This window comes from Marinobacter sp. L-80 (genome assembly GCF_056859395.1).
On record NZ_JBSXOI010000061.1, the window covers coordinates 30,918 to 43,645 of the forward strand.

Below are 12,728 nucleotides of genomic sequence, written 5' to 3' on the forward strand. Positions count from 1 at the left end.
TCTCGGGGTAGGGCTTCCGGGAGGCTACAATTATTATTCAGATATGAATTATTGCCACTCCTAACTACTATGTGCGATTTTTAATCAACCGCATAATCACAAGATGGCATAAGCACTAGTTTGAAAGAACTCGAATTGAACTCTTCAGGCAAAGGAAGCCGTCTGGAGAGGATAAATTTCGCCATTCTGCGGAGGGGAAATTATCTCTGGTAGGGCGCAGCACGAATGTTCGCTTTTGTTTAATACCGGGCGGCCAAAATATGTATAGCACTACTCACTCGGTTTCCCCCTAAAAACTGTCACGTTTTTACTCTCTAAAATAGCCAACAGACGACGGTTTTCGAGTGCCAAGGTAGCGTTTTTCGAGGCAAGTGCATTGCGCTGCTCCGTTAGATCCACGATCTTTGAACGTAGCTGACGATTCTTGAAGCGCTCCTGTTTGAGCTGGAGATGCTTCTCGTCACGCTGGCTCTGGATCGCTTTGTTGGCATTGCCCCGGATGCGTTCCATCAAGTCAGGATAGTCTTTGTGAATCAGGGCACGACTGACTCCAGCTTCCTCAGCCACGGCAGCCACCGAGACCTTCCGCCCTTTCTCAACTAACTTGGGCTGGCCTTTTTCCAGTCGCACGATGGCCATGCGGATTCGTTTGTGAGTCTCTGACTCAGATGGTTTCGACATCGGCCAATTGCTCCTTGAGGCGGTTGATGTCTACGCCGAGATCGGCCAGGACCTTCTCGCATCGATCCATGGTCCTTTCGACGGTCTTCGATCCCGAGGCGTCCAGATCCTCGATCTGGCGCAGCTCAATTTGTTGCTGGTAAAGGCCTTCCCAGAACGGCTTGTGGTTATCGTCAATGCAACCGTGCTCACAGTTCTCGCACTGGCCACCTGCACAGTCTACGCCGGTGTCATTGGTGCACCAGGCAATGCCTGTGGACCGCAAGTACACCAGTTCACTGATGGCCTGAACCATTTCCCGACGATCTTTATAGGTGCGAGTCTTCTCGGTACGGCTTCGCATCTGACGGACATGCTCCCCCATGCCACCGGAGAGCGGTGTGTCCGGCTCCAGCCAGTGACCGACGATGGCTTGACGCTTTTCCTCAAATGCGGCATAGATTTCATCATAAAGCTCCAGATCCTGCGCCTCGTTCATTACATACAAGATGGTCATATCCAGGCTCCAGTGCTTGAAGTGGTCTCGCAGGTACCGAAGGTCGCCTAGCTTGTGATGGACAACGTAATTCGCAAATGTACGGCGAAACTGGTGCGATGCTAGTTTCCAGTCAAGCTTTAGGCCTGTTGCAAATCTCTTCAGACGATCATCCAATGATTGCCAACTGATCACGCTTATGGGATTACCCTTTTTCATGCTTCTAGTCAGCCCAACACACTCGGAACACTCCTGTAAGCGAGTCACCTCCTGATAATCACCGACTTCTATGGCATGTTCCAGCGCCTGTTCAAGCTCAATTTGCAAGGGCTCTGAAAGCCGTTCGAGCGTCTTCACGGCGTGAATGGCGATCTCGGGGCACAGCCATGACGTTTCGCCCTCATGGGTTTTATCCGAGCGCGAGCCGAGGAAGTAAAAACGCTCACCATCCCGAACCTCGCTGTACCAGTGATCCCGCCTGATGTTGCCCAACTCATGAGCCCGGATGCCGGTGGTGGCCAGAATGATCACGAAGCAACCATCGCGCAGCTCGCGAAGGGCGTTGTTTAAGGCTCCAAAACCCAGATCCCAGCCGCGGGTTTTCAGGAAGCGAGATTTTTCCTTTATCTGACCAGATAGGTTTTTGTAGCGTAATTGATAGTCGCCCACCGCGTCTCGATGTCCCAGCAACTCGGTAGCCCTGCTCAACAGGGATTCGGACTGTTGGAAGAGGGGGTGCAGCACCTCTTCCGGAATGATGTCGGTTTTCGGCTTAGTTGCTTGTTTCAATTTGGCCAGCGCACTTGCGGAGTTCTCGGGCCAGGGGTGGTCGAAACCGTTTGGTGTATCCAGCAGGTGGCGCCAGCACGTCTCCACAACCAGGAGTCGTTGTGCTTTCGTGCCAGGAGCCAGAGGCCCACCGATCCTGTTAGGTGAGGTGAGCTGGTTTACGTGTTGAACATAGCGGTCTGCAACCATAGGCGTGACTTGGGCAAGGCTTCGGATACCCTGGTCGTGCAGCCAGTTCAACCAAACCACAAGTTTCATGAACTGGCCAGAAACTGTAGAGACCGCTAACTTCGTGTTTGCCCAGATCAGTCTCGCCATGACTGCTTTGGATTCGGACCGGAGTTGTTTACATCTGATGCGGGCAAAATCCAACTTGCGCTTGCAGTCCACGAGACTTGTCGGGCAACCGGTCTTCGGTAACCACCAAACCATGTCTTCGTAGCGAGACAGCACATACAGTACCCCCTCTGCCCGATCGGTGGTGACAATGCCGAGTAAGCCTTCGCCGCTCGGCAGGGCTTCCCGAAGCCGTTGACGGTCGGCCAGCACCACTGCCTTGGATACCATGCTCATATCACCATCCTCGCCATGCTCAGGTCTCGCCAGAAGGGGTGTGGATTCGTCTTCGCTTTTTCGCGCTGCTCGTTCACCTGAGTCTCATCAAAGTGGGGCGCAATCTCTTCATCGATCAGCCGAACGACTTGCTTCAGGTATTTGGTCCAGCGCTTGCCACCAAAGCTGTCGTAGTTTCGCAGGGCGGCCCAGTAGAAGCTGAACAGGCGATAGAGGTCATCGCCGGTGACGACAAAGCTCTTGCACCGGAAGCATCCTAAATAGTCCTGACAGGGCTCACCGTTTTTTGGAGCGCGATGCCCCCGCCGCGCATCTTGGCAGGACGCCACGGGGGTCCGATCACTGGTGATGATGGTGGATGCGCTGAGAAGTTCTTGAACGCGGGCCTCGCCCAAGAACCGCATATTCGTTTCGGCCTCCGGAGGAGCTTCCCAATAATGAGCGTTCCCTGTTGAGATGGTGTGTCGGCCCGTTCTGGCCGCCGCCAAAGGGTCTTGTCCAGACATTTCCCAGACGCGGTTCAGGAGCGTTTGTCTCAATCGACTAATATTCAGTTTGAGCGGCCTTCCATCGTCGGTCTGGAGCTGGTGTTCATCAACGAGCCTGTTGACTCTTTCTGTAAGCATATTCTTGGTCAGCCGGACTGGTTTCTGCTGGTAACGCTTGCTCGTGGATTCATAAACCAGCAAGCGATTCGGGTCACTGAACTGGCGTCGGATGCTCGCGTTTCGCTCAACGATCAGATCAATGGCATCAGCCGCGTACAAATGGATACTGGCCATCTCGGTCACTTCCTCGGATTTTCTCAAGGCGACAACCTGAGTGGCATTTCCACGGCGCTTAAAGCTCACCAGAAGCCGAAGGTTGGACTTTAACGGGTGGGGCTGCACGCAGTCCGTCACCAGCTCCAGAATGGGCGTACAATTCATACCCGTAGACAATGCGATGGAAAGCACACCCACCGCGAGATCGTAGCTGTCTAGCGGCTCAGAGTGTGCCACGATCCGTTCCATTTCTTTTCGCAGGGCTTTGACCACCCGGCGTTTCTCGTTCTTGCTGAGCGCTTTCTGACCTTTGGAACGCTTGTTGGAGTTCGGAAAGGGGTTGGCTGGCCACACCGTTTTAATATCCACTTCCGGCCAAAAGCCGAAACGATAACAGGCTCTGAGCAGGGCTATGGCCTTCGTGTAATAGCTCTTTTGCGTGACGTATCCGATGGGCTCGTTTCTCAGGTACTGCACGAACTGATTGATTGTATGGGTGTTCAGGTCCCCCATGGAGAGGTTTTTGCCACTGGCTGTATGAAGCAAAGAAAGAAACGGCGTAGCTTTGCGAAAACCGTACAGCCAGTAACCTACAACGGTTGTAACCGCCAGGGAGTTACCCTTCGTCTCCAAGCTCTCAGCAACCAGCTTTTCAATCGCACTTTGACAGGCCGCAGTGATGTCGTCATAGCCCTGACCGTAAAACGGCCCGAAGTCAGCGGTTCTTATAGAGAAGGCACTTTCGGGAAAAGAAACCACGGTGTTTGCCGGATTTGAGGGTATCATCTGATCGACGATACTGACCTTCGCCGCACTCGTGGATTTGCCGGCGTCCTGCACCCCAGTTTCCTGGCTCACCAACGTAAAGTCTTTTTTCATGCGCAGGCTACCTCCCTGGCCGTGTCCTCAATTTCCTCCTGATAGCTGGTGCGCAGATCGTCTTCGATATCATCCAGAAAGTGCAGGTATTTTTCGGTGGTCACGATGCTACTGTGCCCCAGTCGATCTCTCACATAGAGCAACGGATTGAACGTATTGCTTTTGCGGGTCATCAGCGATTTCAGGGTGTGTGTCGCATAGGTATGACGCAGTACATGGGGATGACAGGCAAACGATAAGTCCAGTCTGTTCAGTTGATTGTTGAGTGAGGTCCGAATACTCCAGGGTTTTCCCTTTGCCGTGACAAAGAGCGTCTTCGGGTGCGTCCCGCGCTGTCTAATCGTCTCATGACGTTCGTGGATCAGGTAATCCCAGAGATCCGCCATCAATGAAATAGGCACATGGATCGTCCGTGGAACGTCTCCCTTGGTTTTCATCTGTTGGGGATCTAGCTCAACCTTCACATGACTCCGGGCCGAGACCGACTGAGGTGCCGACACAGAGGTAACTGGAAACGTCAGCAGCTCTTCTTTTCGCAAACCCGTCAGCAATGCCAACCGAACGATCAATCGGAGAGTTTTGTTCTTGATAGTTTTGAGCAGCTCATCGACCTGCTCTTTGTTGAGGACTTTGATCCTGGTTGGCGTGGTTTTCAGCAGCACATCCGGCTTTACTGCATATCCCCCGGAGGTATCTGTGTGTGTCAGGAAACCCTTTGTCTGCCTCACTCTCACTGTCTCAAGGTCGTAAGGCAGTGTGCTTACCCAACCTTGCTTGAGAGCAAATTGATAGAACTTGATTACTAGATGAAGTCGTCGATTGACGGTTGAGGCATTGAGGTTAAATCGATCAAAGGAAATGTCCCGATACAGGGCTAACAGAGTTTCGTGATTTCGGTGATCAAGCTCTCTCCAATCAAACCCATTGGCTTCGATGAACTCGAAATAATCACACAGATCTCTTCCAAACGTTTCCCAGCTACCTCGGCTTTGCACACTTCCACGTTTTAAGCAGTGATGAACGAGAAATTCCATTCCTTCGACAAACACATCATGATTGGCTTTGAGAAGAATCGGGAACCCTTCATAGCAGTGGCCCCTGATTTCAAACTCTGACGTAGCAAGAAGGAACTCCACCCTCGAATCTCCAATACTGTATTTTTATTCAGTATAAAAGGGTGGTTTAAGACTGCAACAGGCAAGTTACATTATCTGTGGTACAAAACATCTTGATCCCCAGCGCCTTGGCTTCTTTGGAACGGGCGACGACGCAGCCGTCGTTGTTGGACAGCACCACAACCGGTGTATGACGCAGATCCGGACGGAACAGCTTCTCGCAGGAGGCATAGAAGTTATTACAGTCCACCAAGGCGAATACGGCTGTCTTCATCCGGCTTTGGCCTGTTCCCGGTACAACGCAGCCCCGAGAGCGGCAAAGTAACACTGAAAGGCGTCATTTATCCGCTGGCGATGCTCGCCCTGCGGATACAGACCCGCCTTGGCTTCATGAGAGTGAACGGTTCCGTTTACCAGAAATCGGTTACGCGGCTGGCTGTCTTCAATGAAGGCTTCAAAGGCGCGAGCGCACAGCTCCTCCGGCTTGGTGTAATAAACCGTTCTCAAGTGCTGATCGGCCATCAGGGAGGCCCTGAACAAAGTGCTGGGTGCAGTGCCGTCCTCCGTCAGCATGATGGCCTGGAAGCAGGCGCCTAGCCGTTCATTCAGTGGGTGGGGTTTACTGCTTACGCTGTTCAGCCAGGCACTGGAGGCGAAGGCAAAGCCGAACGGTCCGGCATTCCGGTAAGCTTTGCCACCCATGTAGTGATCAAAGGCGTGAAACCACTCATGAGCGAGGCTACCTGCACCGGCGTTCTTGGCCAGCGCCAGCTGCCGGGTGGCAGGGATATAGTGCGCCGCCACGCCCAGCCGGCCGCCGATGCCATACTGCAGGCCCAGCGTGCTCCTTAGGGAGATCAATGGTTCCGGTCCTCGCAGGATCGTCATCAAATCACACAGCGCCTGATAAAACCGGCCGGCTGCCCGGCCCCGCTCCTGGGGCGTCACCCAGCGTCCGACCTCGATGCTGCGAAAATCGAACCGTCGTCTTACGGTGACAAAGGATACTGCCGATTCAGGTGTCATCCCTGGCCTCCCCGCTTGAGTGACCGAATGACGTTGGTGACCACCCCAAACACCTCCATCACCATATCGCCCTCGACGGTAATAGGCCGGTACGCTGAATTCCTTGGAAGGAGGCGAACAGGCGGTGGCGTCAAATGCAACTGCTTGACCGTCATCTCGCTTTCCAGGCTGGCGATGATGATGTCTCCGTGCTTGGCTCTCAGCGACCGGTCCACCACCAGGACATCGCCGGGATAGATGCCAGCCTCGATCATGGACTCTCCCTGAACACGCACGAAGAATGTGGCCGCAGGATGCTGGATGCAGAGCTCGTTCAGATCGATGGTTTTCTCAATGTAGTCCTCCGCCGGAGATGGGAAGCCAGCCGAGACCCGTTCCAGAAACATCGGAATGTTCAGGCGGGAGAAGGATTCAAAGTCACCAAGCAGAATGCAGGACATGCTTTACACCGAATACTGTTTGAATATACAGTATTTTGGAAAGATAATACGTATGGGTCAACCCATCATTGGGCACAGTGTTTTATACTCGGACTAATACAGCTGCCAGGAAGGCGGGAGGAGTCTGTATGAAAAGCGTAGTACTGATGTTTGTTGGGGGCTTAGTGGGAGGCCTGATTGGGCCAGTGACAGCACTGGTGAGTGTGGCAGCCGGTTACGTGTTAGGTCGCGCTCTGACACATTCGGTCGCACCGAAGCCGAGTGAGGAACAGTCGCACTGTCGTTAACGCAGCCCCTCGTAGCATTAATCCTTCACATGCTCCCGAACAAGCTCTAGCGCTTCTTCCATGTGCTCAAACCGGTGACTCCCGCCCTCAAAGCTGTGTACCGAAAAATAACCCCCAAGCTCCCTGACGGTGTCGTTCCACGGAAGCAGTTCATCCCCCTGATCCAGCAGTACTAACCCGCTGCCATAGTGGGTGAAAGGATAGTAGCTAGAAACCACTTCGTCCGTCAGTTGATAGGCCTGCCCCTGATGATCGACACCCGGCCCTATCCAGGACTTGAGAGCGTGGGCAGGCTCCGTCACCGGGTTGATGGCAACAAACGGAATACCCGCTTCGGCTCCCAGAATACCCGCCAGCCATCCTCCCATCGAAGTCCCAACCAGAAGATCCGGGTTCACTTGCATCAGCTTGTCCAAGCTCTCTTCGATAACGTCTTCCGAGCCTTGGGTGTAATCGATGTCGTGACCATAGACAGGACCAACCCTGGCGAGCGTTTTGAGTTTGTCGCTGTTGATATCGAAGCGGCTGGCGAAGCCATGGAGGTAGTAGATTTTTGGCATATCCTTCACTAGGGACGCTATATTTTTCCTGACCTTAGCACCGTTGGCGGGTAAATGCCTGCTTCCTAGCCCAAGCGCTATCCCCTCGCACCGCCGGATAAAGAAAGGGGTGTGGCCGCAACGTGCTCACACCCCTCACTGTCGTTTTCATCTGCCTCATCCATGAGCTTCGATTGATGGCCGCCAATACACGTTGCTTCCAAGCCGCCCAAAACCGATTGGCTGGCGCTTTCGGTAGGCCTTCCGCTGATTGTCAGCCATGGCACTCTGGGCATCTGCGTCACGAACATAGCGGGCAAGCGTCATGGCAGGGGTGGCACCGTAGCGCGCGCCGGGGGAGGCGCAGGTCCAAATGTGCCGGAGTGCAAGCGCCGCATCAGGGTCTACCCTGTCGAGATAAGCCAGACCGTAGGCGCAGGCCTCCAGAGTTAGGTCGGCGTGGTCGCACAACCTTGCGGTTGCTGTCGGCTTACCCCACGTATCATAAGTGTAGGTTTTGCCAATGTCGTGCAACAAACCAGCGACGAAACCGAGCTCCTGAAGCTCCCAAGGCATCTCGGGTTCATTGGCCTCCGTCATGACCAGTACGTTCTTCGCCACCTCTAGGGAATGAGCCAGCAGACCGCCGGGCTCACTGTGGTGGTAATTCCTGCTCGCCGGAGCTTTCAGGAAAACCTCCAATCTGTCACGGCGCTCCAATACTCGCTTTATGAACATCTGTAATGGGGCTGACCGCAAAGACCGTACCGCAGCAACCAGCTGATCCAATGCCTCCGGCTTAGGGCAGAACGTCCGTGGCAAAGTCTGCAGTGCAGGCAAGCCGGCAACGTCTGCCTGCAACGGGCGGCGGATATCGGTCAGCAGGATCTCACTTTCCTCCGCACCAACACACACTTGCCCTTTGACCACGACCAGATCCATGTGGCCCAAATGCTCTGGAATCAATATAGAACCAATTACCGCCAGAACCACGATGTCGCTGGCACAGCTGCTCAACCGAAGTTTCAGATACGGAATGCCTTCATCATCAAAACAGGCAACACGCCCCGTCAGTCGGTAGGTGCCTTTAAAAGTTTCCTGCATCAACGGGCGTAGATCATTCAGTTTCATCACCTACCTCCTTATCGTTTTCGATGACCCGACTCTGAATCAGGCGCTCAAAGGCGCTGCCATCCATGCGAGTCAGGTTCGGGATATAGCGGGAATACACTTTAAACAGCATTTCCGTTGAGGAATGGCCCAGAGTGCGGGCGACCCATTCCGGGTTTTCACCCGACGCGAGGAGTAGCGTCGCCGCTGTATGCCGGGTCTGGTAGGGACGGCGTTTCTTCAGCTTGAGGTGTTCCAACAAAGGGTACCAAACACGCTTGGTCACGTTATTGTGGTCCAGTGGCTCTCCCAGCCGGTTACAGAATACGAACTTGCTGAACTTGCCGGTGGCCTCGTACTGGGATTTGAGTGCCTGGTACACGGGGCCAAACATGGGAATTTCCCGTTGAGAGCCGTCCGTTTTTGTGTACTCGGTTTGGCCGTGGATGAGTGTTTCACGTACCAGGATTTCCCGCTTTTCGAAATCCACGTACTCCCACTTGAGGCCATCAACCTCCCCCGTTCGCATGCCGGTGTAAAAACGCACCAGGTAGTAGTTGTGGTAATCCTCTCTGACCGTTTCGAGGATCTTTTCTACCTCATTCAGGGAGAAGGGCTCGATGTGTACCTTCTGCTGTTTCAGCGGCTTGATATTCAGATAGGGATTCGTGAAGTCAAACCGCTCCGCCGCCTCCGTCAGAATCATTCGCAGAATGGTCATGTGGCTGTTGATGGTCTTGGGCGACATCAAACCACTCGCCCCCCTTCCCTTCCGCCGAGCCATCTTGTTACGTGCAGCCAAAATGTCTGGCTTGGAAATCTCGCCTACCCGTTTATTTTTGAAAGCTGGCTTCAGAGAGCTAGCCAGAATGGATTCCACATTACGCGTGTGGGAGTTCCGCCACTGGATTTTCGATTCGAGAAACCACTGGTCAGCGAAGTCTGTGAACAGAGGAGTATCTGATTCTGACTGACCAAGAACACCCTCACCATTTGTGGGAAGGACCCCAGCGTCCTCAAGCTTTTTGAGGTTTTTGCTTCCCGGAAAGAACTCGGCGTAGTCAAAATCCCCGACCAACATTTTGGCTTCCATTCGCTGGATCAATGTCTCCAGCTGTTTACGGTTGCGGGCGGTGTCACTCAATAGAGTCTGCTCCCTGCAGCGTATTCCTTGGTACCGGAAATCGATAAAGAGCTTTTTTGTATCGACTCGTGCTCGCACCTTAGCCATGACAAACACCTCCGCTCGCCATCGGGATGGCCAGATTGTTCTGAGCCATGCTGAGCATGTCCTCCTCGATGATCTCCCAGATGTAGAGGATTTTTCGGCCGCCAAATGGACGAATATAATGTTTACCCTCCAACAGGACGCTGTCTTTCAGACACTGACGGATGGTCCGGGGGTCATACTTGATACGCTCTGATAGCTCTTCAGTTGTCAGGTACGTGTTGTTCATGAGAACATCTCCTTTCGCCAATCAATGATCAGATGATAACTTTTGTTATCACTTGATCACCAATATACGCCACATAGCGATAATTGCAAGTGGCGTTTGATTATTTGTTTTATCAAACGAGCAGAGAGATGATCCGTTTCCATTTGAAGGAATTGATAGCAGATAAGGAATTTGCCGAGAAACGACGAATCACTATTGGTGAAATTGCTAAGGACACCGGCATCAACAGGATGACACTGTCGAAAATCATCAACCACCCCGGCCACAGCACAGTGACGGACAACATTGATAAGCTATGCACTTATTTCGACTGTTCGGTTGAGCAATTAATCACGCACATCAAGGAAGTCTCGGACGAGTCGGAAGGATCTGAAGGCGAAAAGTGACTCTCTTTCTTGGCATGCGGGCAGAAGCTAATGCCCCGTGCCCCAGAAGACTTACGGTCAACAACGAAGAGGGGCCAAAATATCCAAGTCGGAAATTGGCACGCATAGGGCACGATGAGGGCACGGAGAAAATTTCAGACTCAGAAAACAAAAAAGGCAGACCAGTAACCAACTGATCTGCCTTTCTTTTATGTGGTAGCGGGAGCTGGATTCGAACCAACGACCTTCGGGTTATGAGCCCGACGAGCTACCAGACTGCTCCACCCCGCATCAAAACTGGTTGTTTACCGGGCTACCCCGATCAACGTGCGCGTATATTAAGGATTGGATTCAAAACTGTCAATCGATATCTTCGAAAAGGTCTGCCCGGTACTGAAGCTCTTCGGGCTCTGGGGCAACGTGATCTTGATAGAATCCCACTGTTTCAATCACTTCCTGAACAGGTCGAAAGGAGCGGCGGTGTTCAATGGTTGCTCCGAGGCGGCGCAGGGCCTCCAGATGGACCGGGGTCGGATAACCTTTGTGCTGCGCCAGGCCGAACCCGGGGAAACGCGCTTCCAGCGCTTCCATTTCCCGGTCACGGGTTACTTTGGCAATAATAGAAGCGGCGCTGATGGCAGCCACCCGACTGTCGCCTTTGACAACCGGTTCCGACGGCCAGCGCCACTTGGGACAGCGATTACCATCCACCAGAACGTACTCAGGCACCACAGCCAGCCCCAACACTGCGCGCTCCATAGCCAGCATTGTGGCCTGGTAGATATTCAGCCGGTCGATTTCGTGGGACTCGCACCGGCCAATGCTCCAGGCTTTGGCATGCTCGAGAATCTGATCGTAGAGGGCGTTGCGACGCTTCTCGGTCAGCTTCTTTGAGTCAGCCAGGCCTGCGATTGGCCGGTCCGGATCCAGAATGACCGCCGCAGTCACGACGGCCCCGATGAGCGGCCCCCGACCGACCTCGTCCACACCGGCAAGCAAGGAACCGTTGTAACGACACTCGAAGGGTGGCAAAGGGCTCTTGGGCATCAGTGGGCACCCTGCTCTATCAGGTCTGAGATCGCCTGAGCGGCTTTTTCATCAGCCCCCTGCTTCAGTGAATGGTGCAACTCGGTAAAGGCTTCGTTAAGCCTCGCCCTCTCCTCTTTGTTCTCCAGTCGCTCAAGCACTGCTGCACCCAGACTCTCGGCCGTGGCGTCGTCCTGGAGCAGCTCTGGGACAAGCTGGCGCTTCGCGAGGAGATTGGGCAATGCGACATGAGGCACCTTCACCAACTTCGACAGAAGCGCATAGCTGAACCCGCTCAGGCGGTACCCTACAACCATCGGCTTTTTGAGAAGCATCGCTTCGAGTGTTGCCGTTCCAGAGGCCAAGAGCACAACGTCGGAGGCGGCCATAACATCCCTGGAACGCCCACGTACGATGGTAACCGGAAGCTTCACCTCCAACGCATCGACCAGATCGCGCACCTGCTTCTCCCGGTCCCGGTTCACGCAGGGGATCACCAACTGCAGATCAGGTCTTCTTTCCTGTATCCAGCGAGAGGCTTCAAGAAACAAGGTACCAAGTCTCTCCACTTCTCCTGCACGACTACCGGGAAGAACCGCCAGTACGGGTGCGTCCGCATCTATTCCCAACGACTCCCGCATCTTGAGGGTATCCGGCGCCATGGGAATTCGATCTGCCAGTGGATGGCCCACGAAGGCCACAGGCACCTGATGCTCCTCGTAAAACCTTGCCTCGAAAGGAAACAGGGTCAACATCAGGTTGACCGATTTGGCAATTTTGAAGATCCGCTTCTGCCGCCAGGCCCAAACCGATGGGCTGACATAATGCACGGAAAGAATGCCGGCCTCGCGGCAGCGCCGTTCGATCGCAAGCGTAAAATCCGGAGAATCGATACCGATCACAACATCCGGTGGCGTGGCGAAGAAATAGTCCAGGAGCCGGGCCCGGATGCTGAACAGTTCACGAATTCGTCCAAGAACCTCCACGAGCCCCATGACCGAAAGACGTTCCATCGGCACCAGGGAATGGAATCCCTCCGCAACCATTTCCTCCCCGCCAATGCCGACGAACCGGGCCTGGGGATAGCGTTGGCGCAGCGAACGGATCAGGCCGGCACCGAGGATATCCCCCGATGCCTCACCGGCAATGATTCCGAATGTGATTTTACGCTCGCTGATGGTCGCGTGAGAAAGATCTGTCAC

The 12,728-nt window shown here is 54.0% G+C and carries 14 protein-coding genes and 1 tRNA gene; 1 reads left to right on the plus strand and 14 read right to left on the minus strand.

The genetic code is table 11. The features are described from left to right. Positions 1-270 precede the first annotated feature (270 nt). From AC13E3_RS08895 to AC13E3_RS08945, 11 genes are all read right to left on the minus strand, one after another. On the minus strand, positions 271-681 hold the full coding sequence (locus AC13E3_RS08895) for a DUF6262 family protein (protein WP_022991563.1): 411 nt from the start codon (positions 679-681) through the stop codon (positions 271-273). After that, a complete protein-coding gene (locus AC13E3_RS08900) occupies positions 665-2,518 on the minus strand; it encodes a tyrosine-type recombinase/integrase (RefSeq protein ID WP_482901924.1) in 1,854 nt (617 codons plus the stop codon). The genes AC13E3_RS08895 and AC13E3_RS08900 overlap by 17 nt, the downstream gene beginning before the upstream one ends. Next, positions 2,515-4,161 (minus strand): hypothetical protein, encoded by a 1,647-nt coding sequence (locus AC13E3_RS08905; protein ID WP_482901925.1) that lies wholly within the window; start codon positions 4,159-4,161, stop codon positions 2,515-2,517. Before AC13E3_RS08905 ends, AC13E3_RS08900 begins: the two co-directional genes overlap by 4 nt. Continuing rightward, on the minus strand, positions 4,158-5,297 hold the full coding sequence (locus tag AC13E3_RS08910) for a tyrosine-type recombinase/integrase (protein WP_011784717.1): 1,140 nt from the start codon (positions 5,295-5,297) through the stop codon (positions 4,158-4,160). The genes AC13E3_RS08905 and AC13E3_RS08910 overlap by 4 nt, the downstream gene beginning before the upstream one ends. Positions 5,298-5,343: 46 nt before the next feature. Continuing rightward, a complete protein-coding gene (locus AC13E3_RS08915) occupies positions 5,344-5,550 on the minus strand; it encodes a Y-family DNA polymerase (RefSeq protein WP_482901926.1) in 207 nt (68 codons plus the stop codon). Then, the gene (locus AC13E3_RS08920) at positions 5,547-6,302 is read right to left on the minus strand and encodes a CLCA_X family protein (RefSeq protein WP_008170346.1); all 756 of its coding nucleotides are present in this window, start codon (positions 6,300-6,302) and stop codon (positions 5,547-5,549) included. The genes AC13E3_RS08915 and AC13E3_RS08920 overlap by 4 nt, the downstream gene beginning before the upstream one ends. Next, on the minus strand, positions 6,299-6,742 hold the full coding sequence (gene umuD, locus AC13E3_RS08925; protein ID WP_008170348.1) for a translesion error-prone DNA polymerase V autoproteolytic subunit: 444 nt from the start codon (positions 6,740-6,742) through the stop codon (positions 6,299-6,301). The genes AC13E3_RS08920 and umuD overlap by 4 nt, the downstream gene beginning before the upstream one ends. A gap of 304 nt (positions 6,743-7,046) precedes the next feature. Next, positions 7,047-7,589: a YqiA/YcfP family alpha/beta fold hydrolase gene (locus tag AC13E3_RS08930; RefSeq protein ID WP_039881819.1), complete on the minus strand. Its 543-nt coding sequence runs from the start codon at positions 7,587-7,589 to the stop codon at positions 7,047-7,049. A 156-nt stretch (positions 7,590-7,745) separates the two neighbouring features. After that, on the minus strand, positions 7,746-8,699 hold the full coding sequence (locus AC13E3_RS08935; RefSeq protein ID WP_008170352.1) for a TraI domain-containing protein: 954 nt from the start codon (positions 8,697-8,699) through the stop codon (positions 7,746-7,748). After that, positions 8,686-9,909, minus strand: a complete 1,224-nt coding sequence (locus AC13E3_RS08940; protein ID WP_039881820.1) for a tyrosine-type recombinase/integrase — start codon at positions 9,907-9,909, stop codon at positions 8,686-8,688. The genes AC13E3_RS08935 and AC13E3_RS08940 overlap by 14 nt, the downstream gene beginning before the upstream one ends. Continuing rightward, the gene (locus tag AC13E3_RS08945) at positions 9,902-10,135 is read right to left on the minus strand and encodes a hypothetical protein (protein ID WP_008170356.1); all 234 of its coding nucleotides are present in this window, start codon (positions 10,133-10,135) and stop codon (positions 9,902-9,904) included. Before AC13E3_RS08945 ends, AC13E3_RS08940 begins: the two co-directional genes overlap by 8 nt. A gap of 128 nt (positions 10,136-10,263) precedes the next feature. Here AC13E3_RS08945 and AC13E3_RS08950 point away from each other — a divergent pair, with 128 nt between their 5' ends. After that, on the plus strand, positions 10,264-10,521 hold the full coding sequence (locus tag AC13E3_RS08950; RefSeq protein ID WP_008170359.1) for a helix-turn-helix domain-containing protein: 258 nt from the start codon (positions 10,264-10,266) through the stop codon (positions 10,519-10,521). A 193-nt stretch (positions 10,522-10,714) separates the two neighbouring features. On the opposite strand, the gene AC13E3_RS08955 is transcribed toward AC13E3_RS08950, so the two are convergent. The 3 genes from AC13E3_RS08955 to lpxB form a co-directional block, all read right to left on the minus strand. After that, positions 10,715-10,791: transfer RNA gene (locus AC13E3_RS08955), tRNA-Met, on the minus strand. Between the two features lie 69 nt (positions 10,792-10,860). Then, on the minus strand, positions 10,861-11,547 hold the full coding sequence (gene rnhB, locus AC13E3_RS08960; RefSeq protein WP_288365855.1) for a ribonuclease HII: 687 nt from the start codon (positions 11,545-11,547) through the stop codon (positions 10,861-10,863). Then, positions 11,547-12,728, minus strand: a complete 1,182-nt coding sequence (lpxB, locus tag AC13E3_RS08965) for a lipid-A-disaccharide synthase (protein ID WP_104270326.1) — start codon at positions 12,726-12,728, stop codon at positions 11,547-11,549. The genes rnhB and lpxB overlap by 1 nt, the downstream gene beginning before the upstream one ends.

Coding starts and splice junctions, on each gene's coding strand:
- AC13E3_RS08895 (WP_022991563.1), bottom strand. CDS start 681: ATGTCGAAACCATCTGAGTCAGAGACTCACAAACGAATCCGCATGGCC.
- AC13E3_RS08900 (WP_482901924.1), bottom strand. CDS start 2,518: ATGAGCATGGTATCCAAGGCAGTGGTGCTGGCCGACCGTCAACGGCTT.
- AC13E3_RS08905 (WP_482901925.1), bottom strand. CDS start 4,161: ATGAAAAAAGACTTTACGTTGGTGAGCCAGGAAACTGGGGTGCAGGAC.
- AC13E3_RS08915 (WP_482901926.1), bottom strand. CDS start 5,550: ATGAAGACAGCCGTATTCGCCTTGGTGGACTGTAATAACTTCTATGCC.
- AC13E3_RS08920 (WP_008170346.1), bottom strand. CDS start 6,302: ATGACACCTGAATCGGCAGTATCCTTTGTCACCGTAAGACGACGGTTC.
- umuD (WP_008170348.1), bottom strand. CDS start 6,742: ATGTCCTGCATTCTGCTTGGTGACTTTGAATCCTTCTCCCGCCTGAAC.
- AC13E3_RS08930 (WP_039881819.1), bottom strand. CDS start 7,589: ATGCCAAAAATCTACTACCTCCATGGCTTCGCCAGCCGCTTCGATATC.
- AC13E3_RS08935 (WP_008170352.1), bottom strand. CDS start 8,699: ATGAAACTGAATGATCTACGCCCGTTGATGCAGGAAACTTTTAAAGGC.
- AC13E3_RS08940 (WP_039881820.1), bottom strand. CDS start 9,909: ATGGCTAAGGTGCGAGCACGAGTCGATACAAAAAAGCTCTTTATCGAT.
- AC13E3_RS08945 (WP_008170356.1), bottom strand. CDS start 10,135: ATGAACAACACGTACCTGACAACTGAAGAGCTATCAGAGCGTATCAAG.
- AC13E3_RS08950 (WP_008170359.1), top strand. CDS start 10,264: ATGATCCGTTTCCATTTGAAGGAATTGATAGCAGATAAGGAATTTGCC.
- rnhB (WP_288365855.1), bottom strand. CDS start 11,547: ATGCCCAAGAGCCCTTTGCCACCCTTCGAGTGTCGTTACAACGGTTCC.